We start from the raw sequence: 22349 nt of genomic DNA on the forward strand, positions 1-22349 counted from the left end.
GTTGATCTTCGTATATTACTCTTCATTTTACTTCGGAGTATATAATATTACTTTTGAAAGAAAAGAAATAAATATGGCCGGTCACTCAAAGTTCAAAAATATTCAGTATCGTAAAGGGGCTCAAGATAAAAAAAGAGCAAAAGTTTTCACTAAATTAATTCGTGAAATAGTTACTGCAGCTAAAACCGGTTCTTCTAATAATCCTGAAAATAATCCACGTCTTAGAAATGCTTTAACCGCCGCACGTAGTCAAAATCTCCCTAAAGAAAGAATAGATAAAGCTATTAATAGTGCTAATGATTCTTCTAATACCGAAAATTATACGGAAATTAGATATGAAGGTTATGCCCCGAATGGTATTGCTATAATAGTTGAAGCTTTAACCGATAATAAAAACCGCACTGCTGCAGAAGTACGCTCTAGTTTTACTAAATATGGTGGAAGTTTAGGCGAAACCGGTAGTGTCAATTATTTATTTAAACATTACGGCGTTATTCAATATCTAAGCAATATAGCATCGAATGAAAATATTTTAGAAGCAGTTATAGAGTTAGATGTAGATGATATTATCTCTGATGATACCACCCATACAATCTATACGGATATTGAAAATTTTTCTAAAGTTCTAGAATTTTTAACCGGCAAATACGGTATGCCTGAAGACTCTTATATAGGCTGGATTCCATTAAATACAATAATTATAGATGATAAGGAAAAAGCTGAAAAATTACTAAAGCTCGTGGAAGTTTTAGAAGAAAGCGACGATGTACAAAGAGTTTTCGGGAATTATGAGTTATCCGATGATGTTTATGAAATAATACAAGGAGAACAATGACTTATAACGATACAAATTATCAAATAATTATTTTAGCAGCCGGTAAAGGTACTAGAATGGAGTCCGATTTACCGAAAGTAATGCATAAAGTCGGCGGAGTTCCAATGCTTGAAACGGTATTAAAGAATTCGCTTAACGTCACAAATGATGTAATTATAGTTTATTTAGAAGAACTTAAAAAACATTTAACGCCCTATGAAAATATGTGTTGCTTTGTACTGCAAGAAGAACCTAAAGGTACAGCTCATGCTACTTATGCAGCAATAGATTTAATTGATAAAAATAAAACAATATTAGTTTTATACGGCGATCATCCTCTTATTACTCCAAAACTTATGCATGAATTAATAGATTACTTAAGCCTTACTAATTCTGCATTAGTGACTTTAAGCTTTGAGAGAGCAAATCCGGCTCAATATGGAAGAATAGCTACTGATAAAAATGGTGAGTTTTTAGAGATAATCGAATATAAAAATGCAAGTGAAGAAGAGAAAAACATAAAACTTTGTAATTCAGGTATTATGGCTTTCAGTAGCGGAATTTTAAATAAATACTTACCTTTATTTGCTACTAATACTAACGGTAATAAGGAAGTTTATTTAACTGAAATAGTAAAAATATGTAAAAATCATGGTGAAAAAGTTTCATATTTATTATCTACTGATCATGATTTAATTGTTGGTGTTAATACTAAAAATGAGTTAGAAGAAGCTAATAATATTTTTTCTAAGAATAAGTCTTAGTATTATCCGCATGGATACCGAGTTGTCATTGCGGGTGGGCTTTGTTGCGTGGATTGAAAAATGCATTCGGTGTCACCCCGTGGCTTGACCACGGTATCCAGAAAAACAATAAAAAATACTAATAATTTTAGTATTTTTAACTGGATCCCGCGATCAAGTCGCAGGATGACAGAGGTGAAATTGATCCACGCAGCTTACGGCTTGCTCGCAATGACGATTAAGTATCCATGCAAACGCCTTGCGAGAATGACATAGGAAGCCACACGGGCAATGCTAAAAATTTTGGAGAGATGGCCGAGCGGTTTAAGGCGCACGCCTGGAAAGCGTGTTCACGGCAACGTGTCGGGGGTTCGAATCCCCCTCTCTCCGCCATAATAATATTTCTTTTGTTATTATGCATTAGCATCTTTTATAATTTTTATATTTATAAATCTATTTAATATATTATGGAAGAAAAACAAAAGTCTAAACCGACTCTTCGCACAAGAGCTAAAAAATTAAAGAGTTTAGGTGCAAGAACTTGATCGCCGTAATTGAGAACCCTGATAATATAAAAAATATTGGCACCATCATTCGAAATGTTAACGCACTTGGGATTGAAAAAGCTTATATTGTTACCAATCAAAAACTATTGCCTGACACATGGGAAGAAATGCGTACAGAGCCAAAACTCAATGCTATATCCGTCTCAGACATCACATGGAGTTTCGTAAAGATTTTCAAAGACACAAATAGCTGTATGGATCATTTGGAGACGGAAAGTTTTGTTTCAGTCATTACTTCTCCTCACATGAAAGGATACAAAAATGTAGTGCTTCATGAACATGATTACACTAAGTATAACAAGCTTGCAGTTTGGTTTGGAAACGAAGGAGTAGGAATTAGCAAAACTGCTGTCGAGAGAAGTAGCTTTTGTATTAACATTCCAATGTACGGAATTATTGAAAGTCTTAATTTGGGTACATCATCCGGCATTGTGCTATATGAGATCGCAAAACAACGACGCAAATTTCAGTTTAACCTAAAAAAGAAGATCGCTACAAATAAGATTAGCAAAGAAGGTTCCTAATTTAAGTAAAACGGTAATTTCAGTCTAATAAAATCTTAATCATTTTTTGATAAGGAACATGTACAGTTGCTACTTCTGATTTAAAAAATTCTATGCTCTCTTTACTTAAAGAAATGGTTACCTTTACGCCAGTATCCTGCTCCAAAAATTCTTGTATGATTATCTCGGAATGTAAAATGGACGGACTGTTAAAATATTACCATCAACTTTACCTAAACAAAAATATCTTTTTTCTGTAATACTAACATACCACGCACTAGTCTGGACAGTTAGCCAATTTTTGTAGTTTATTGAACCGGAAAGCAAAATAGTAATCAAGGTTTCCACTGTCGAGCCTTTAAAAGTTTCATATGCATTTGTTATTACATTTATAAAGTCTAAAAGCTTTCAAGAGAGCTTATAGTCTAATAATTACCTCATATTGATAGTCTTTTAATTTCTATTTTTACTTTTATAATAAAAATAGTTGTATATTTATATTACTTTCTCTATTATAGCCGTAATTTTATAAGTTACAATTATATACCTAATAATCAATTAATTTATATTAAGTTATGGCTCATGAAGATTTATCGCATTTAAGTGAAACACAAATTAAAGAATTAATAAGACGTTATTATAATTACGAAAAAATACCAGATTTATTAGAAGAATTTGAGATTAATGTATATCCTAGCATGTTAATTAAACTCTTTCCCCCTCTAGTTCATAATGAATTGTTCTGTAAATATTGTTTGGATATAAATTTAGTGAGTGAATTTAGAAGCAGAAGTTATACTAATGGTGATAGTAATATAGTAAGTGTTAACTCATTCTGTCCTTTATGTAATCATATCGATCATCTACATTGTTCCTGTTCTAATTGTAAAGAAATTAGAAAACAGAAAAAACAAGCTGAAGAAGAAAATAAAAGAAATGTTTTAATGCAAGCGTTTTTGCCCATTAGTATCGATATTCCTATACCAAATGAATTAACCTTAAAGGATACGGTATATTTATTTGCCGAAAAAGAACACTCTGCTACTAAAGATTTATTTAGAAGGACCTTCTATAACAAGTTTAGCACCGGATGAGGAGTTAAGATGCTATATTATAGAACGATTATTTTCATCAGGATCAATAAAGAAAGTATCGCTTAGTGGATCAATATGTTTGTGGTAAAATTTTATAAAAGCTTCTAAAGTAGAGCTAGCAAGCCCTTTGCCTAAGAAGTTTTTATTACCTATACTGAAATCAAGAGTTATCGTATGACCTGATTTAGACAAATATTTTCGTTGAATATCAGATAAATTTTGGTCTTTTTCAAGCATATCTGATAAGATAAAACAAAATGGTTCATTATTTATAAAACCAGTCCAATAATTAGTTGTCCCGTAAAAATAATGCTGTTTTCTGCCGATAATAAAATTCAAAATGTCATTCTTATGTTCTTGACTATTGTCCCAAAATTCTTTTATATGAGGCTCTTCTAACCAATTAAAAATAATTTCTTTATGAGTTAAATTAGCTTTTTCAAAATGTATATTCATATACAAGAGGTTAGAAGCTGGTATTTTGTCTAGCTTATGCTTGCTATCTGTTGGAATCTTGAGGATGGAATAGAAAACGAGTTATTTTTAAAACTTGCCGATAAAGCATATATCCTAGTTTAATTTAATGCCAATATAAATATCAACTACTGCATTATGTGGATCACTACTCCTTTCATCATATATTTCAAAGTCAGCTATGTACGCTCTTTCCCCTCCTAACATTGCCGCATCCATATTCCATATTTTTTGCCACATATCAATAACAACTTTAGGCATTTGATCAGGATCGGATGTAAATTTTGTATAAGTTTGCATTGGAATAGTAAGAGTTGAAAACTCTTTATCTATATTCTCAAAAGAGGTAACTTCTTCTCCAAGAAAATAAGTATATTCCCCGGTAGCATCACTTTCATAATTTGTATAAACTGCAAAAACTTTTTCCGGAGTTTGTCTATTTAGGATTTTGTCTTGTAGCTTGTCTGCAAAAAATCGCTGCATTATTATTCCTATTTTTGCAGTATCAGCGTTCATTTCTGCAGCGTTTGAGGTGCGGGCTTGTAATACCAACTAATTTAATTTCTAATAATTGTGTAATTACTTTATTCATTTTATAGCCTCTTATTAATTCACTAAGTAAGTTAAAACTAATCTAAAAAGGAATTATGATAAGATTGAATATTATCTAACTTTTTTTTGATAGTAAAAAGTCCTTAGTTTATAATATGTTTACTGTTTGAAGTATTTATAAATTGAAATAGAAATAAGACATGGTGGAGCCAGGGGGAGTCGAACCCCCGACCTTTTGAATGCCATTTACACGGTCCAATTCTTAACTACTTTTTACTCTCTTCATAAACATACAATTTTTTCTACTCTTAGGCTTATAGCCTTTTTACTTATAGGATTTATCTTACTACCAAAAGTAATAATTTAACTGTAATAGAGTTGCAGTTATTTGTCAGGAATCAAAAAAAATATAGCAAATTCACAAATATTCTCAGCATATAAGCAGCATATAATAACTAGAATTTATTATGCATTTTCATCTTCTAAAAAAGAAAGGACCGTTTGAATATACACACAATTACCACAGCCAGCAGTTGATTTTATTCGTGTTAATCATGAATTTTTCTAATTCACCTTACGCAAAAACAGCAAAGTATACTTAAATAACAATAGTGTCATATTCAGACGCCATAAAATTACGGATAATAAGTTCTCTACAAGCCTTATTGGATTAGGTTTTGTACGAAGCGTTATAAGCTGTTCAATTCAATATCTGGCATTAAACATGATAGTGTACTAAATTTATAAAGCTTTTAGTTGATTTTATCACAAACACAGCATCGTTCATACCACTATCAGCTATACAGAGTCTCTATTAATACGAAACTTGTGTTATGAATGAATTGGCAAATTTTCGTCAAAATCACTAGTTTGCGTAAGGTGAGTTTCTAATAGCCCATATTTAAGTATAAGATTGTTTGACAATAAGATTTGCCATTATAAATAAAACATACTACAGTTCAATTGTATACAGCGAAGGTATTGGAAGGATTTATGTCAGTCAAATCACTACTTTTTACTAAAGAACTACTTCAGGAAATTAAACCGCCACAAGAAAAAAGAGATTTATATAAAGATACTAAAGAGCAAGGATTATTACTGATAGTATCATATGGTGGTAGCAAGATATTTTATTTAGGTAGCATCATTAACAAAAAATATTATAGAGTAAAAATAGGGTCTTTCCCTAATTTATCTGTGTGTGAAGCAAGAACAAAGGCATCTAAATTAAAAAATCAAATAGCATTAATCCAATAGAAGAGAAGAAAAAACACGCTTTAAAAGAATCAGCTTACAAGATTACTTTCAAAGCACTGAGATACACTAATGATTATGCTAAATATAATATGAAAAGATGGCAAGATTATCTTGATACAGTTGATAGACATGCCAAAGATTTATATCCAGTACAGATATCTGCTATTTCAAAAATAAGTATTCAAGAAAAATTTAATCATCTCAGTAAAGAGTCAGGGACATATGCTGCTAATAGGTGTATTGATATTTTAAGATCAATACTTAATAAAGCTATTGAGCGGGGAATGTTAACAGTAAATCCGGTTATTGGCATTAAGAAGCATAAAGAAAAATCAAGAGATAGATATTTAACTAGAGAAGAAATACCACAGTTTTTGACAGCAATAGCAGAAGAGAAAAACCAGGTAATGAAGGATTTTTTCTTAATAGCTTTATATACATCAGTACGTAAAGATAATTTACTTACTATGAAGTGGGATCAAGTGAGTTTTACTGACAAATAATTATACCTTCCAGAAACTAAAAACGGTCAATCTCATAATTTACCTTTATTAGATCAAGCATTAGAAATATTAAAAGTACGAAAAGAGAACTCTACTAGTTGTTGGGTATTTCCAAGTGAAACTAGCAGTATATGGCAAGTATTTAATGGCATAGGCAGAGTGTTTAGCTCAAATAGCGAGTATTTTACTCCAGTAGGACAATTTGCTTTGACTATTGGTGGTATTTGGGCAGCAACTAGAGCTATTTTTAGAGGTAATATTGGTATTTTTGCCATGGAATGGTTCTTCCCATCTTTATTTATTTTTATCTTTTTATTTGCTCCAAAAGCAAATGTTTGGCTGAAAGATGAAATATCAATGCAAGCTCCAGTTAAAATTGATAATGTTCCAATAGGCATTGCTTTATTTGCATTAGTATCATCTAAAATAAGTTATACAGTATCTGAAATGCTAGAAAAACATTTACTGCCAGCTGATGAAGGTTTATCAAGCAGGAAGAATGGTATTATGTTTGGTGCTAAAGCAGTTGGTAAAATTAAAGACATTCAAATAGAAGATCCAGTAACCTTAAACAATACAAAAGAATATTTAAGGCAATGCTTTATGAAGCCATACATTATTGGCAATATTTTAGGCAAGAAAGCAGAAGCACAAAGAGCAAGTGATATAATAGCGTTTATAGAACAAAATATGCCGAATAATTTGGGTGTTTATTATAAAGACCCAACTAGCTCAGTTATTTCCTTTAAAACCTGCGGGCAAGTCACAACTTTAATTAAAACCGCTATTAATAAAGAATTACATGATGGGCTGTTGACTAAATTTGCAAGTACTTTGACTAGGCAATTGTTTTATAAGTTAAAGCTTAAGTTATCAAACTATAGCATTCTATAAATTAAACATGACTTATAATTGAGTTATTTACTAAATTGTAGTTAATAGGTATGAAACAAATTTATTCCTGTTTTTGTACTAATTTTTTAATCAATTAATACTTATTTTAAGAAAGCATAAAATGAAATTCTTAACTAATATATTAATATTTTGTTTCTCTACTAGCGTTAAGGCAAACAATTCAAATAGCACAGTACTGGTTACAGCAGCGACTGGACAGATTGGAGAATCTATGTGTGATTTTTTGGGTGCAGAAGGATATAATTTATTAGTAGCAGGAAGAAACAAGGATAAATTAGCGAGCTTACAAAAGAAATTACAAGGAAAGTATCCCAATATTATTGTAAAAATATTGATAATTAATTTTTCTGACATCGAAACTATAAAGAATTCTGCAAATAAAATTAATGATGGAACTATTAGCGGAATTGTCCTTATCGGTCCAAGACCATCCCTAAATCAAGATAATCTTCCTAGTCTACAGGAGTGGGCTACAGTGTTTGCTGAGACTTTTATTGCTCCTCTTGAAGTAGTGCGTTATTTTGGACCCAAACTTCATGATAACAGTAGTATCGTAGTAATTTCAGGCAGTAGTTCTAAAAATTATTCGTCCGATTATGCTAATACTAATGTTATACGCCTTGCTTGGAGTGGAGAAATAAAAAATCTGATGTATTTTTGTGCCGACCGCAAAATTCGGGTCAATTCTATCTCACCAGGAATAGTTTTAACGCAGCATCATTAAGATAGAATAAGAGCAAAGGCTATTTCTAATAATATTTCATATAAAGCTCAATTATCACAAGATACCTCTGCTATCCCTTTGAAATCATATGCTACAAAAGAAGATGTTGCAAATTTAGCAATATTTTTACTTTCAAATAAATCTAGTTATCTGAATTGATAAAGAGACTTTATCTCTTTTGACTTTATTAGTTGTCACCCCGTATATTTTAATCGTTGATTAATTTTAAGCTGGAGAGCACCTGTTGTGAGCCGTAGGGCCTCTAGTATTTTCTAGTTTATACTGTGCTCTCATTCGCTAATTTTTTTCTGTAGATAGAGAAAAGATTCATTATGTATTTTGTTATCCAATTTTTTTAGAATTGGTAAAAAATTTTTTCATTTCCATTAGGAAATTTTTGAGAAGCAAGTCAGAAGCTTTTAGTAAATCCAATATAAGGCGCACTACAGCATTTAATACTATATTTCATAATTATTGTAGAGATTACAAAACTTTCTTTTTTATAAGCTTAAGCAAACAATGTCTTATAAGTTCTTGACAAACTCCTAGAAACTGTTCAAAGAAGTGATAAGTTTTCTGAAGTTCATTAATACTATTGTCATAGTAGATCTGTAAGCAAACGATTATTAGAGGTAGCAGCTGTCTTGCAGTTTTACTTAAGATTTTACATTACTAGAAGTAAGATTACTCTTAATTCTTAACCACAAGATTTATATAGAAAAACCAAGTGTTATAGCAACACTATTGATATACATGCTTTTAATACATTATTTATTTAGCAATATCTAAAGTTTTGAGATATAAAATAATTAATGTAATGGTTTATCATTGTAGTAATTAATCTAATAAAAGTGGAAGGATATTATGAGTAATAGAAAGTCAACAGATGATAGCAATAACAACCTAAAACAACAAAAGCTTGATCTGGAGAGGTTATCGCTACAACATATGTTACTTGTCGCTATAGCAGTCAAGTTGTGGAAAAATGAGGATATTCAGCAAAAAATATAGCTGCTTCTAGCCAATGGATTGATAGCAATAAATAGCAAAAAATTGAGAACAAGGTAGCAGATAAAGCTGCTTCACTACCTTTACCAAACCCTATAAAAGAAAAAGTGCAAGCTTATGTTGGTCTAATAGGTAGGGAAGTATCTGATTTTATTAAATACAATGCACAATACACTTTTTTCATTATCAGAGACAGTGAACTATATTAACATTCTAATTTCTACATATTTACTGGGAAAAATCTGGCTTAATTAATTACAAAAAAACAGCCCAAGCTTTATTATCCAGAAATGAATTGAATAATTACGATAAGTACAGGCTAGCCTGTACTTATTGTTTAGAAGATGAGATAGTAATTATAGTGCAACAAGTCTCTACATCTGATATTTATTGGCAAGATTGTTTAAGGAGCAACAACATTCTTGTAAATTTTTGGAGTTCTGCTATAGCTGGTAACATACAAGACTCAAATTTTTATACAAGATTAATAAGACATAACCATGTCAATCGAGTTGATAGAAGTTTATATGAATATATGTTATTAGAGGTAATTAGCATTAATAATGCGGTTGCAGTAGAATATATCTGGAATAAACTTAGTGATATGGAGAAGCTTGAGAATATAGTAAAAGCGACAGAAATAGCATTGCCTTACAAAAATAGCAAAATCATCACTTTTTTACTGTCTCAAATGGAAGAAAAACAACAAGTTTACATACTACAAAACCATGCTTCTGAGATACTTAATATTATTATTATGGACTGGCCATGGAGAGATTATTTTTGGCCTGCAATTCATAACATATTAGATATGATACATAGTGATTATTTTAATACATTAAAAGTAATAGCAGATAAGATAGGAAAAAATTCTGAAGGAAAATATAGGCAGGGTGAATATAAAGAGATCTTTAGACAACTTTGGCAGGATGCTCCCCAGCACTTAAAAAAATATATGTTTGAAATTCAATATCATAAGCCTAGGTATGAAGATGTATTGCTTACTATGACCTATAGAAAAAATATAGACCTGCTTCAGTTAATACTCTCTGAACCTAGCATTAGTCTTGAACAAAAGAGAGAAATAATATTCTCAAGTTATAGTCTTGAAAAATGTGCAGGTTTTTTAATGCATAGCAGACGGGGTTTATTAGAAATATTTATGAAGTATGCTCTTACATCTCCTGAAGATGTCGAGAGCTTTAAGGAAATACTAATAAAAAAGAAAGGTGGTGACCTTGGTTCATATTTTGTAAAGCGAGAAGAGTGGGATAAGTTAGATGAATTCTTAAATTGGAGTTTAAAATTAGAAGAAGCCAACAAATTCAAATTACAAGAATTGGTATGTAGTTATGCTTTTGTAGAACTATTAGAGCACTCTGTTACTGGCGATAAAGCAGATTTTACAAAAGTAGATCATTTCTTACAATAGTGTTTTAAATCAACAAATGAATTATATCAGTATAAAACAGCAATGTTCCAAATTGACTTTCTAAAAAGTAAATTTGTAAAATTAGCTTGTCAGTTGCTTCAGGAAAGCAAATTTGAATTAGCTGAGCAAGCATTGAATTGGGGATTTTTAAATAATCAAGATGCAATCAATAATTTTAAAGCCATCTTATTATCTAAAAAATATGCTGTATATAATACTGAGTTAATAGCTCATTTAATATGTAGAAACGATCAATTACAGTCTTTAAAAAAGCTAACTCATTGGTGTATTCAAAGTGAAAATGAAATAAATGATTTTAAAAAGGAAATATTGCATAGCAAAGAAGAAATGTTAGGCATATGTGGGAGGTTGTTATATCGAAATGAATTTAAGTTGGCAGATAATTTTGTCAATTGGTGTTGCAGTGCATCACAAGAATTAGTTAATAAATTCAAAAATCAATTTATGCTCTACAATAATATCAGTGATATTTTTGATGAACTTGATCTTGAAAATAATAATCCAGCTGAAGTTATCAAATGGTTCAATCCATCTTTAGAGACGATCGAGAAATTTAAAGAAAAATTTAAAAATGAATGGTGGTTTGAAAATGTTTTAAATCAGTTGGATGCATTTATCCAAAGACAAAAAGATAAAAAGAATATAGAAGAAGAGCAATTAATAATTGTAAGCAATGTACAAAATAATTTAGAACAAGGTGCTATATCAAACGACTACACTGTAGTGTATGCTGACAACTCCACCTTAGAATTAGGACATGCAAATAATCTATCATATGATTTTATGTCTACAGATTTATAATAATACTGTTTCCGGGAGAGAAAAAATGACAAAAAATGTAGAGCGCTGTGAACTAATAGAAGGATTTTTAAACGAACCTGAACAGTTTAAGCAAAGGTTTGAACGTGTTTTGCAAAGTACTCCTAATAATGGAGCACCAAATAAAACTAAGTTTTGGCTATATTTTTTCTTGGTGACGCTCTAGCTGTTCAAAATATAGGTACACTAAAGGAAAAGATTCTAGATGTGTGTTTTAGTTTAGAAATAGATAAAGGCATTAGTATTTTAAAAATAGCTTTTAAGATGGACGAAAACAAAGTAGTATTTAGATCTATTCTTGTTGTTAGGGAAGATAGCAATATCACTTTTCATCAATATAGTAAATATGTAAAATATACAAGTGCTGAACTTGAAAGTGTAGGGAAACAATTTAACTTGAAAAATGACATAGATATAACAAATGCTAACTCTAAAATGTTACTTTTTAATATAAAGAAAAAAGATAATATAAGATTTGATGACAATAACACATTAGGGGATAGACTAAAAAAAACTTCAAATTTTATTAGGGTCCAACCATTACAAAAAATAATACAAGATGATGATAAGTCAACCAGTGTCATATTAGATGAAAAATTAAATTTAATTGTTGATTTAAATGACAAAGATTTTACTAATGATAGAAACAGCCAAGGAGAGAATGAGTTCGAAGATAAAATTAAGAAAGAAGTAAATCCTTTTTTTGAGCAGTTGATAGAATTGTACAACAATCATCCAATACTTTCTAAGAGTTCAGAGGCATCATATCACGGTTTTATTTATGGGTTGTTTGTACTAAATTATAGGGATAAATATTGGATAGATACTAGTGTTGAACAAAATTCTGGCAGAGGAGTTTTAGACCTTTCTTTGTTATTCAAAAAACATAGTGATGGTGTGAGGGCAGAATATGCCCCTCATATAATATTAGAATTCAAACAGGGAGAGCAATTATGTCAATCTGCACAAACTGCAATAAGGCAATTAGGCACAAAGGTTATGCTTATAAACTAATAGGTAGAACTAAATCAAAGTATGCAACAGGAGTCGGAATTAACTTTAATAGAGAAGATCCAAGAGAAAAACTAGAAGTAACAGCTCAACCAACCATTGATAATCCTGAAAAGGATTTATTTTCTACAATAACAGAATTAGACAAATTAGATAAAGAAACAATTAAAAAAGGGATAAGAGCCTAGTACATGGTATCACTTCCAATTGCTTAGCACTCTTACCATAAATCATTCTCACTTGCTGTAGTATCTTATCTTGTGCGTATTCTGAAAGCTGAATATCTTGAAGCAGACTGATTTGATACTGATTATCAACTACACCAATAAAAGAGCAGGAGCTTAACAATTCATAAGCTGTATCTGAGTCAAAGATGCCAATAATTTTACGTTTTAGCTGAGCTTGTTTGCTAGTATCAGTACTACCTTCTACCTCATTTAGATATTGCTCTTTAGCTTTATCTGCATCGTGATAGTTAAACTGAAAACTCGCATCATGAGCCTTAGTAGCTGCTCTTAGCTCGTTAGCAAGAGCCTTGGCCATGTAATTCAGTAGCACCTTCTTATGACCAAAATGATAATTAGAATATTCTCCTGCAAGCTTTAAAAGCAACTTATTGATAAAGTCTAGATTAAACTCTCGATTAGATTTTATGCGTAGTAAATCAGCATCTTCTTGGCTTAATGGATAGAAGTCTGCTAATTTTTTTCTTTTAAACCAGCATTTATTTTATCTAGATTCTACTGCTGCATTATTGTCAGCTACGTGGTTATGTCTTGTATAATCAGCTCTATCAATCACTGCTTGTAATGCTTGATTTACCTGTTGGGTTTACAGAATTTTTACATTCTGGTTCTTTTCTGCTATCTTGCTGATTATTTGCTGATTTTTCTGCTGTAAATTGTAAATCTTGTTCTAGATTTTGCTCTGGTCCAGATTGTAATAATTGTTCATCTTGATCAATTCCATTTTTGTTAAAAATTTCACTAGATCTAGATTTATTAGATATATTTTTATTATTATATATATTTTTTGTCATCCAAACTTTTTTGGGGTTGACCCAAAAATTCTTTGGGCTTCACCCCAAAGTTTTTTGGAGCAGGTGAAAAATTTTTTTCATTATCACGAGTTATTTTACTAGAGGCAGGTTGGAAATTTCTAGCTAGCTTAATGCAAGGAGTATTACGGCATTTAATGCCATACTTAACTATCGTTGCTTTATGCATATCAATAAAGCCACTCTTTTTTAACTCAAGTAAGCACTGTCTTACACGTTCTTGACAGACTCTTAAGTTTTCTTCAAAGAAGGTATAAGTCTCTTGGAGCTCGTCGATACTATTATTATAGTAGATCTGCATGCGAAATACTATTAGAGACAATAGCTGTCTTGCAGTCTTACTTAGTATCTTATCATTATGAGATGAGAGATTACTCCATTCAGGGGGGATAAAATTACCAACAAAATTATAAAATATAAGAGGATTATTATCTCTATGATCATGTGTTACACAATCAGGAGTAAAATGTGAGCAGCATATAAGCAGCATATGGAGTGTGCTAAGAAAGAATAGAATAGAGGGAACCCTTATTTTAACTGGTGGAGCCAGGGGGAATCGAACCCCCGACCTTTTGAATGCCATTCAAACACTCTACCAACTGAGCTATGACCCCAATATAGTCAATTGATTTGGACTCGCCTACATCGTCACTCGTCGCTATCCCATTATTTAGGTTTAACTCCTCGCTCCTTATATGCAAATCCCACTGAATTGACTATAACAAATTAATTCTCTTATATAATAGTAAAACTAAATCTATAAGATTTTTTTATAAAATTTAATCTTTATTTTGCTGACATTGTCATAGCATCTCTAAAAGACATTACATTATCTATTATTCCAAATTTTTTTGCTTCTTCCGGTGACATGAAATGATCACGTTCCATACTTTTTTCGATATGTTTTAACTCTTGTCTAGTATGTTTACTATACAATTCGTTAAGTAACCTTTTGATTTTTAGGGTTTCTTGAGCGTGGATTTCTATATCGGTAGCTTGTCCTTTATAACCTCCTGACGGTTGATGGATCATAATACGGCTATGAGGTAAACTATAACGCATTCCCTTCTCGCCTCCGCAAAGTAAAAGTGAACCCATAGAACAAGCTTGACCTATGCATAATGTAGCCACTTTAGGTTTTATATATTGCATTGTGTCATAAATCGCAAGACCTGCGGTTACAACTCCTCCGGGGGAATTGATATACATATATATATCTTTTTTAGGATTTTCTGCTTCAAGAAACAATAATTGTGCAACAATTAAGTTTGCCATATGATCTTCAACAGTACTACATACAAAGATTATACGTTCTTTTAGCAATCTTGAATATATATCATAAGCACGTTCACCGCGTGATGTTTGTTCAATTACTATCGGTACATACGACATTAATATTTTCTCCTGAAATTGATGAATGAAATAGCTTTTCGTCATTGCGAGGAGGTTAACCGACGTGGCAATCTCATGAAGTAGCATAGAACTCCTGAGATTGCTTCGTCGAAACTTACAGTTTCTCCTCGCAATAACTTATAGATTATTACTTCTTATCTTCTAAAGCATTAGCAAGTATATCTCCCATATTGGTAGTATTATCCCTAGAACCATATTCTTTGAGAGCTTTTTGACGTTCTGCTATTTTATGAGCTTTTACCGATAATAAAATTCTACCGGTTAATTTCTCGATAGAAACAACTTTTGCTTCTATTTCTTCATCTATTTTAAACATTTCAGGCTTCTGCTCGTCTTTTTCATCCGATAGTTCAGTTCTTTTAATAAAACCTGCTACTTTATTGTTTAATAATACTTCGAGTCCATCATCTTTAACTTCTGTTATAAGGGCTTTAACTATTGTGCCTTTTTTATATTCATCACTGATTTCTTGATATGGATTCGGCGACAATTGTTTTATACCTAAACTAACTTGTTCTTTTTCAATATTAATGGCTAGAACTTTGCATTCTATTTTGTCACCTTTTTTGTATGATTTTAATAGATCCGTTCCTTTATCTTCCCAGCTAATATCACCTTCATGAATCATGCCGTCCATATTATTACCGAGTGCAACAAAAATACCGAAATCCGTAATATTTCTAATCGGTGCTTTAATTACAGTACCAACAGGATTATTTTCAGCGAACTTTATTAAAGGATTTTCTTGGCATTGTTTAATACTTAAAGAAACACGATGCTTTTCGGTATCAACCTCTAAAACTATGAATTCTATTTCCTGACCTATAGTTAGCGTTTTTCTAGGATTCTGATTAGATTTTAACCAACTAATTTCGCTTGAATGAACAAGTCCTTCTAGCCCGTCTTTTAACTCTATAAATACGCCGTAATCAGCAAAATTTGTAACTTTACCCGTCATTTTTTTGCCGACAGGGAACTCTTCTTTAATTGCTTCCCATGGGTTAGAATCAAGTTGTTTTATACCAAGTGATATTCTTTTGGTTTTTTCATCAAACTTAATAACCATTACTTTAACCTTTTGGTTAAATTCTAACATTTCTGAAGGATGGTTAACTCTTCCCCAAGAAATATCGGTTAAATGTAATAAACCGTCAACACTTCCAAGATCGATAAATGCACCGTAATCAGTAATGTTTTTTACAGTTCCTTCTAACACCATGCCTTCTTTAATTTTAGATAACATCTCATCTCTAGCTTCGGAACGTGATGCTTCTAAGATAGCTCTTCTTGAAACTACTATATTACCAAGCTTTTTATCCATGCTTAAAATTTTAAACGGTTGCTTGATATTCATTATAGAAGTAGGATCTTTAATAGGTCTAACGTCAACTTGGCTTCCCGGTAAGAATGCTACTACACCGGATAAATCCACGGTAAAGCCTCCTTTCACACGACCAAAAATCGTACCGTCAACAAATTCGCCCTTGGAACACATGATTTCTAGTTGTCCCCATAATTCTTCTTTAACTGCTTTTTCACGGCTCAATATCGTTCTGCCGTTACGTCCTTCAATTTTCTCGACGAAAACTTCAACTACGTCCCCAACTTCAGGTGAAGCTAAAAATTCAGACTTAGGTATTCTACCTTCATTTTTTAATCCAACGTCAACAATAATCATATCGTTTTTTATTTCAATTACTTGACCTTTAACTACCGTTTTTTCTTTTATATGACTTGTATCAACGGTTTCAAGCATTTTAGAAAAATCTTCTTCAAATTCGTGATTAATTGTTGCAAGTTGTGGAACAAATCGTTGTTTTAGTTTTATTGACATATTTTTCTTGTAATATTAGCTAAAGTGCCCTAGGTTCTATGAACATTTCTAAAAAGATTTAATTTTGGTTATTTTTTGCTGCAAATTATAAGATTTTTTTGAAATATGAATAACTATTCCGGCAAAAATTAATTTTCGCTAAAAAATACCTCAAAATAGCAAATCAATTAGAAATGTTCACAGAGCCTAAACTAATAAATTTTTTAAAAGGTTAGTAAAATTGAATAAAATAACCTAGCACTTTGAAAGTTGTATGAAGTTTGTTGCATGGACCAAAAAGTACTCAAAATGTCATACCGTGGCTTGACCACGGTATCCAAAAAAACAATTTAAAATACCAATTAGTATTTTAAGCTAGACCCCGTGGTCAAGCCCCGGGGTGACAGATAAGTTTTTTGAGCCAGGCAACAAGACTGGTTACTTTCAAGTTATTTTATTCTTTATGTAATTTGTTACTTCTTCTACGACTTCCATTGCCGAAAGCTCTGAAGTATCGATAATTAAAGCATCTGAAGCTGGTAATAACGGTGCAGCTTTTCGCTCTTTATCTCTTTTATCTCGCAAAATTATTTGCTGTAAAATCTCATCGAGTATACATGTTTTTCCTTTTGCTTGCAACTGTTTATATCGTCTTTCAGCCCTAATTTGAGGATTTGCGGTTATAAAAATCTTTAAATTGGCGTCAGGTGCAACAACAGTGCCTATATCCCTACCCTCCATAATGATTCTAGGCGTTGTTTTTACTAGATTAATCAAGTATTTGTTTAAATTATTTCTAACTTCACTTATTACAGCAATTTGCGATGCTATATCTCCTATACTCTCATTCTCTAAGTCAAGGTTAGACAGCTTCCCAAACTCTACTTCTAGAGGTAATTTATACGTCGAGCCTAGACTCGCATCTGCGCGATCGCTTGTGTACGCTGCGGTGCTGCGTTCCGTGTCTCCTTTAAATTCCTCTCTATAAGCGACTTTGGAAAGATGTCTAGTATTATCGAGCTTTAATTCTTTAGATAAAGCAATTACTGCATCTATATCAGTGATATCTATTTTTTGACTAATACAGTCAAAAGCAAACTGCCTATAAACAATACTTGACTGAAAATATTTAAGAGAAAATTTCTTTGCCAGTATTAAACCGATAGTCCCCTTACCTGAAGCAGCAGGACCATCAAGAGAAATAGTAAAATTTTGAGAAATATCAAAGGCTTTAGTTTTTAAATCCACCATAAAATTATAGACTAAATAATAAAATATTATAAATAATGGAAATAAAGCTTGAAATCTAGTACATTATGCAATAAATATAGAATTTAAAATTATAAGAGGCTATCTGTAAAATAGTTTTAAAGCTAATTAAGTTCTTTTTTGTTACAAATTATAAGTTTTTTTGAAATAGTAACTAGCTATTCCAGCAAAAAACTTATTAATTTTCGTTATAATAAGTTCTTTAATTATCAGTTAAAATTACTTTACAGATACCTCTAAGGGTGATTAGCTCAGTTGGTTAGAGCATTACGTTGACATCGTAAAGGTCAGAGGTTCGAATCCTCTATCGCCCACCAGTATATCTTCAACGTTTCTACAATTTATAATTATTATCAAAAAATTTATATGCTCCCTATATTCTCCTTTGCGTTTGCATTGTCAGAGTTATAATTGCTGCAAAATCTCTCCTATAACTGACATTCAGGAGAAATATTATGCATAATATATTCTCCTCTTTTTCCACCTCTAGTCTAGTAAGGTAAATATTGATAATAGCGATAATGGCTCCGCTATCTACTATAATTTTGTTGGCAATTTTATCCCTCCTGAATGGAGTAATCTCTCATCTCATAATGGGAAAATATTAAGTAAAACTGCAAGGCAGCTTCTATCTCTCATAGTAAATCTATCATAATAATAGCATTGATGAACTTAAGGAAACCTATCATTTCTTTCAAGAACATTAGGAGTTTGTCAACGAAGAATTAGACAATGTCTACTTGAATTACAACAAGCTGGCTTTATCTATCTCTCTACTACAACAATAATTAGATACGGTATAAAATGTCGTAATACTCCCTGTGTGAAATTAGCAAAAGATTTCCAGCCTTATAATAATAAATCTTTAGGTAAAAACGAAAAAAATTTTAGTACTACACGAAAAAGTTTTCGTTCCAACCCGAAAGAGATTTCAGGTCAACCAAAAAAAAGCTGCGCCACTCTATATATATAGATAATAATAAAAATATATCTAAAATCTAGATATAGTGAATCTACAATTTTGCAAAATGAAAAAGATAAATGCAGTCAAAATGCAAAAAATCAGTTACAACAACAAAAACTTGAAGCAAATTCACAATGTAATAGCATAAAACCAGTACACGATGAACAACAAGGCGATAATATCAGTGTATCTAGTACTGATAGCATACCAGGTAGTACGCAAATTAACACTGCACTACAAGCAGTTATGTATAAAATCTCTAAAAAATATAATTCTACGGAATCAAGTAGTAATAATGCAGCAATTAATACCGTTAATCATAAGGGCTGGTTCAAAAGGCAAAAATTAACAGATTTCCATCCCTTAACCCAAGAAGAGGTTGATTTATTACAGATAAAATCAAATCGAGAATTTAATCTTAATTTCATCAATAAGCTCTTATTGAAGCTAGCAGAACAATATCCAGAACATCATTTTGGTCATAAAAAAGTGTTTTTAAATTACATGGCTAAAGCTTTAGCTCATGAACTGAGAGAAACTACTCAAGCTAATTGTCAGCATTTTCAGTTTAAATCTAGCGATGTAAACAAAGCTAAAGACCGATATCTAGATAAAATAGAACGTAGTACTAATACTAGCAGACAAGCCCAGTTAAAACGTAAAATCATTGGTATTTTTGATCATGATACTGCCTATGAATTATTAATCTCTTGCTGCTTTATTGGGGTAGTAGGTAATAAGTATCAAATCAAACTGCTTAAAACTATTACGCTTTCAGAAAATGCACAAGATAAAATACTACAGCAAGTACGAATGATCTATGGCAGTAATATTGGGCAGTTACAAATCATACCATTTTCTGAGCTTGAAGCGAAGCAGAATAATATTGAAGATGAAAAACAAGATTATTTACGGCAATTAAGTAAACAATTAAATCCTGATTCAGTATGGTACCAGGTAAGGAAATTCCTCATTAAACATTATAACCAATATATTGATTTTGGGGTATTAAGTAAATTAGTAGTGGTAGAGGAAGATATAGTCAACAAAAAGGTAATCCTTAAATCAACAACGGCTTTTAATGATTACTATATTAGAAATCGTCATATGCAAGATATAGAAGAAGATTTTAAGACTCAAGATTATTGCTTTGAATTAATTAAGTTTGAATATCACTAAGCTATTGTGGTAATTGATAATTTGTAATAACTACTTCATCAGATATTTTATTGCGCTCGGGCATGGAATATTTAACCTTAATAATACTAATATTAAAATTTTTGTATAAGTTTCTAATAAAGGGAGTATTACTATTAGAAATCATTATTTTAACACCTTTATCATTAAGTTCTGTAGCAAAATCTTTAAGTCTCGTTTGTTCATTCTCATCAAAAGGTAATCTAGTATAAAATTTCTCACCTGATGTATGATAAGGAGGATCAAAATAAACAAAATCATCTTTTTTTGGTTCAATGAAAGAAAAATCCATAGCACAAATAAATGTGCTAGCTAAAAGCTGACTACACTGTTTTAATCTAAAGGCAAGATCAGATTTACTATAATTCCTACCAGAGAAAGTTTGAGCTGGCTTTCCATCAATATTAATTCGGTAAATGCCTTTAAATGAATATCTATTAAGATAGATAAACCTTGCAGTAATTTTTGCTGGGTCATTACTGTCATTATTACTTCTAACTTGGTAATAATGCTCTTTAGAATGTTTTTCTTTATGAGAGTCTAATAGTTTACTGACCTTATCTGGATTCTTCTTAACTGCGTTATAGGCCGTTACTAGCTCTAGATTAATATCAGATAAATAGCATTGTTTAAATTTATCTCTAACTTGAAAAAATAAAGCTCCACCACCAAGAAATGGTTCATAGTAGTTGTTTAATTTTGCAGGAATAAATTTAATTAATTGATCAACTATTTTTCTTTACCGCCAACCCATTGTAAGAATGGTTGCGGTTTATCTAAAGTTTTTACTGACATGAAATCATTATTAAAATATTTATACTATAATTATAATATAAAGTAGGCTTAAATGCCAGCAAAATACTATATTCAAAGGAATTTCTGATGTTTTTTGTAGCATAATTAATGCTACTTTGGATTTAGATGTAATAGATAAAGAGTTGAGCTAATAAACAATAGTAATTTAGCTGTGTCTCATTTGTGCAGCTGTTTGCCTAATTGTATAAAAATCTGTCAAAAAGCTTTTAAATCCTCTGTACTTCAAAGAATTGTAGTGATATCTGTCCTTGTTAAGAGCGGCCGTAGTGCAACGCTGGTTCAGAGGTTAAATTCAAGACTTCAATATTCTAACACTTTAACCTCTGAGCTGTTTTCTGAACTTTAACAGCAAGGAAATGTTATGACAATTAGAAATCAAAATCAACTAAAAGATAATCATAATATTACTAATCTTACTTAAAACAAATTGGAATCTTCAATTATCTCCCATATCTGTCACATTAATACCATATCAGCAAGAAGAAAATATCATTAACTCGACGATTATAAATTATACTGATATAATTAAATATAAATTAGAATTACAAGAAGCAAATAATAAATTGAAAGAATCTGAGTTATTTAAAAGAGATGTGGTTCAAAATATGGTACATGGATTAAAGATTCCATGTAATGGGATTTTTTCATTAGTAACAGCTCTTTATGAAATAGAAGATAATCCTGAAAAAAAAGGATTATTTAGCTAGTGTGGTAAGTTGTGCTGAAGAATTACTAGATTATTATAACAATATACTTAGTTATTTACAGAATAATTCTGGATTACCTCCTATAGTTTTAAATAAGTTTGATCCAAAACAGTTGGTAAATAAGATTATTGATAAAGCGATGCCAATAGCTCAACGTAAGGGATTAAATTTATCTTGTAATTTTCAGTATGATTTAACAAATGCTATAATTAGTGATACTTATAGAATAGGAGTAATATTAGAGCAGTTAATAGATAATTCTATTAACTTTACTAAAGAAGGTAAAGTTGTGGTAACAGTGAACATGTTTGCTATTAGTCCTGCATTATTAGAATCAGAACAACAGAATAGAGAAATGGTATTCCAATTTATTGTGCATGATAGTGGTGCTGGTTTATCTAAAGAAATCAGGCAACATCTTCATGAAAAGATTGATAAATTTGATGTTGCTACGCAATATCATGGACTTGGATCAGGATTAAGTTTTGTAAAGCGTCTAATTGGTGAGTTAAATGGAGAGATTGAAGTAACAAGTGAAAAAGGTAAAAATACTACTATTGTCTGTAATATACCAATTAAGTTACCTCTTCTTGATGATCTGATTTATGATACATAATGTTGATATTGATAAGGTTTTGATGATTATGTATTAATTAATAATGATGATTTTCTTGATT

At 31.1% G+C, this 22349-nt stretch carries 22 protein-coding genes, 3 tRNA genes and 4 pseudogenes; 18 read left to right on the forward strand and 11 right to left on the reverse strand.

Going from position 1 to position 22349, the window contains the following annotated elements; all coding sequences use genetic code 11:
* Nucleotides 1-73 precede the first annotated feature (73 nt).
* From D6968_RS00735 to D6968_RS00755, 5 genes are all read left to right on the forward strand, one after another.
* Complete coding sequence (locus tag D6968_RS00735; RefSeq protein ID WP_121542760.1) at nucleotides 74-835, forward strand: YebC/PmpR family DNA-binding transcriptional regulator; 762 nt, start codon at nucleotides 74-76, stop codon at nucleotides 833-835.
* Nucleotides 832-1578 carry a sugar phosphate nucleotidyltransferase gene (locus D6968_RS00740; protein ID WP_008579441.1) on the forward strand — a complete coding sequence of 249 codons (747 nt, stop codon included), beginning with the start codon at nucleotides 832-834 and terminating at the stop codon, nucleotides 1576-1578. Before D6968_RS00735 ends, D6968_RS00740 begins: the two co-directional genes overlap by 4 nt.
* 60 nt (nucleotides 1579-1638) lie before the next feature.
* Complete coding sequence (locus D6968_RS05590; protein WP_245969002.1) at nucleotides 1639-1833, forward strand: hypothetical protein; 195 nt, start codon at nucleotides 1639-1641, stop codon at nucleotides 1831-1833.
* A 29-nt stretch (nucleotides 1834-1862) separates the two neighbouring features.
* Nucleotides 1863-1950: transfer RNA gene (locus tag D6968_RS00750), tRNA-Ser, on the forward strand.
* Between the two features lie 148 nt (nucleotides 1951-2098).
* Complete coding sequence (locus tag D6968_RS00755; protein ID WP_218564466.1) at nucleotides 2099-2647, forward strand: TrmH family RNA methyltransferase; 549 nt, start codon at nucleotides 2099-2101, stop codon at nucleotides 2645-2647.
* A gap of 19 nt (nucleotides 2648-2666) precedes the next feature.
* Here the strand turns inward: D6968_RS00755 and D6968_RS06590 are convergent.
* Nucleotides 2667-2783 (reverse strand): annotated as a pseudogene (locus D6968_RS06590) (CopG family transcriptional regulator); the annotation flags it as partial.
* A gap of 418 nt (nucleotides 2784-3201) precedes the next feature.
* Between D6968_RS06590 and D6968_RS00770 the strand changes: the two are divergent.
* A complete protein-coding gene (locus D6968_RS00770; protein WP_121542722.1) occupies nucleotides 3202-3720 on the forward strand; it encodes a hypothetical protein in 519 nt (172 codons plus the stop codon).
* Nucleotides 3721-3732: 12 nt separating this feature from the next.
* On the opposite strand, the gene D6968_RS00775 is transcribed toward D6968_RS00770, so the two are convergent.
* Entirely contained in the window at nucleotides 3733-4176 is a 444-nt protein-coding gene (locus tag D6968_RS00775; protein WP_121542724.1) for a GNAT family N-acetyltransferase, read from the reverse strand.
* 114 nt (nucleotides 4177-4290) lie between these two features.
* Nucleotides 4291-4710 carry a GyrI-like domain-containing protein gene (locus tag D6968_RS00785; RefSeq protein WP_245968982.1) on the reverse strand — a complete coding sequence of 140 codons (420 nt, stop codon included), beginning with the start codon at nucleotides 4708-4710 and terminating at the stop codon, nucleotides 4291-4293.
* A gap of 1029 nt (nucleotides 4711-5739) precedes the next feature.
* Here D6968_RS00785 and D6968_RS05595 point away from each other — a divergent pair.
* The 9 genes and pseudogenes from D6968_RS05595 (at nucleotide 5740) to D6968_RS00825 (ending at nucleotide 12624) form a co-directional block, all read left to right on the forward strand.
* The gene (locus D6968_RS05595; protein WP_245968984.1) at nucleotides 5740-6003 is read left to right on the forward strand and encodes an Arm DNA-binding domain-containing protein; all 264 of its coding nucleotides are present in this window, start codon (nucleotides 5740-5742) and stop codon (nucleotides 6001-6003) included.
* Between the two features lie 89 nt (nucleotides 6004-6092).
* The gene (locus tag D6968_RS05600; RefSeq protein ID WP_245968986.1) at nucleotides 6093-6506 is read left to right on the forward strand and encodes a site-specific integrase; all 414 of its coding nucleotides are present in this window, start codon (nucleotides 6093-6095) and stop codon (nucleotides 6504-6506) included.
* A 129-nt stretch (nucleotides 6507-6635) separates the two neighbouring features.
* Nucleotides 6636-7337: pseudogene (locus D6968_RS00795) on the forward strand (conjugal transfer protein TraG N-terminal domain-containing protein); the annotation flags it as partial.
* A 184-nt stretch (nucleotides 7338-7521) separates the two neighbouring features.
* Entirely contained in the window at nucleotides 7522-8145 is a 624-nt protein-coding gene (locus D6968_RS00800) for an SDR family oxidoreductase (protein ID WP_121542726.1), read from the forward strand.
* 864 nt (nucleotides 8146-9009) lie between these two features.
* On the forward strand, nucleotides 9010-9156 hold the full coding sequence (locus tag D6968_RS05030; protein ID WP_177717123.1) for a hypothetical protein: 147 nt from the start codon (nucleotides 9010-9012) through the stop codon (nucleotides 9154-9156).
* Between the two features lie 292 nt (nucleotides 9157-9448).
* A complete protein-coding gene (locus D6968_RS00805; protein WP_121542728.1) occupies nucleotides 9449-10585 on the forward strand; it encodes a hypothetical protein in 1137 nt (378 codons plus the stop codon).
* Nucleotides 10586-10627: 42 nt separating this feature from the next.
* Nucleotides 10628-11407 (forward strand): hypothetical protein, encoded by a 780-nt coding sequence (locus D6968_RS00810; RefSeq protein WP_121542730.1) that lies wholly within the window; start codon nucleotides 10628-10630, stop codon nucleotides 11405-11407.
* Between the two features lie 153 nt (nucleotides 11408-11560).
* Nucleotides 11561-12439, forward strand: coding sequence for a hypothetical protein (locus tag D6968_RS00820; RefSeq protein ID WP_121542734.1), 879 nt, complete (start codon nucleotides 11561-11563; stop codon nucleotides 12437-12439).
* Complete coding sequence (locus tag D6968_RS00825) at nucleotides 12379-12624, forward strand: hypothetical protein (RefSeq protein WP_121542736.1); 246 nt, start codon at nucleotides 12379-12381, stop codon at nucleotides 12622-12624. The genes D6968_RS00820 and D6968_RS00825 overlap by 61 nt, the downstream gene beginning before the upstream one ends.
* Here D6968_RS00825 and D6968_RS05035 read toward each other — a convergent pair.
* The 7 genes from D6968_RS05035 to D6968_RS00855 all read right to left on the reverse strand — a co-directional run bounded on the left by D6968_RS05035 (nucleotide 12602) and on the right by D6968_RS00855 (nucleotide 17970).
* The gene (locus tag D6968_RS05035; protein ID WP_177717126.1) at nucleotides 12602-13048 is read right to left on the reverse strand and encodes a hypothetical protein; all 447 of its coding nucleotides are present in this window, start codon (nucleotides 13046-13048) and stop codon (nucleotides 12602-12604) included. The genes D6968_RS00825 and D6968_RS05035 overlap by 23 nt on opposite strands.
* Nucleotides 13049-13229: 181 nt before the next feature.
* A complete protein-coding gene (locus tag D6968_RS05605; RefSeq protein ID WP_245968990.1) occupies nucleotides 13230-13475 on the reverse strand; it encodes a hypothetical protein in 246 nt (81 codons plus the stop codon).
* Entirely contained in the window at nucleotides 13456-13983 is a 528-nt protein-coding gene (locus D6968_RS05040) for a hypothetical protein (RefSeq protein WP_245968992.1), read from the reverse strand. The genes D6968_RS05605 and D6968_RS05040 overlap by 20 nt, the downstream gene beginning before the upstream one ends.
* A gap of 48 nt (nucleotides 13984-14031) precedes the next feature.
* Nucleotides 14032-14107 (reverse strand) — tRNA-Ala (locus D6968_RS00835).
* A gap of 172 nt (nucleotides 14108-14279) precedes the next feature.
* Nucleotides 14280-14885 carry an ATP-dependent Clp endopeptidase proteolytic subunit ClpP gene (gene clpP, locus D6968_RS00840; RefSeq protein WP_121542738.1) on the reverse strand — a complete coding sequence of 202 codons (606 nt, stop codon included), beginning with the start codon at nucleotides 14883-14885 and terminating at the stop codon, nucleotides 14280-14282.
* 148 nt (nucleotides 14886-15033) lie between these two features.
* Nucleotides 15034-16740, reverse strand: a complete 1707-nt coding sequence (locus D6968_RS00850; RefSeq protein ID WP_121542742.1) for a 30S ribosomal protein S1 — start codon at nucleotides 16738-16740, stop codon at nucleotides 15034-15036.
* Between the two features lie 423 nt (nucleotides 16741-17163).
* Complete coding sequence (locus D6968_RS00855) at nucleotides 17164-17970, reverse strand: (d)CMP kinase (RefSeq protein WP_121542744.1); 807 nt, start codon at nucleotides 17968-17970, stop codon at nucleotides 17164-17166.
* Between the two features lie 258 nt (nucleotides 17971-18228).
* Here D6968_RS00855 and D6968_RS00860 point away from each other — a divergent pair.
* Nucleotides 18229-18305: transfer RNA gene (locus tag D6968_RS00860), tRNA-Val, on the forward strand.
* A 138-nt stretch (nucleotides 18306-18443) separates the two neighbouring features.
* Nucleotides 18444-20131, forward strand: a pseudogene (locus D6968_RS00865) (hypothetical protein).
* A 1-nt stretch (nucleotide 20132) separates the two neighbouring features.
* Here D6968_RS00865 and D6968_RS00870 read toward each other — a convergent pair.
* Nucleotides 20133-20944, reverse strand: a pseudogene (locus D6968_RS00870) (DNA adenine methylase).
* Nucleotides 20945-21673: 729 nt separating this feature from the next.
* Between D6968_RS00870 and D6968_RS05610 the strand changes: the two are divergent.
* The gene (locus D6968_RS05610; RefSeq protein ID WP_245968998.1) at nucleotides 21674-22288 is read left to right on the forward strand and encodes a sensor histidine kinase; all 615 of its coding nucleotides are present in this window, start codon (nucleotides 21674-21676) and stop codon (nucleotides 22286-22288) included.
* Nucleotides 22289-22349: the final 61 nt, after the last annotated feature.

The organism is Candidatus Rickettsia colombianensi (assembly GCF_003664375.1).
Classification (GTDB): domain Bacteria; phylum Pseudomonadota; class Alphaproteobacteria; order Rickettsiales; family Rickettsiaceae; genus Rickettsia; species Rickettsia tamurae.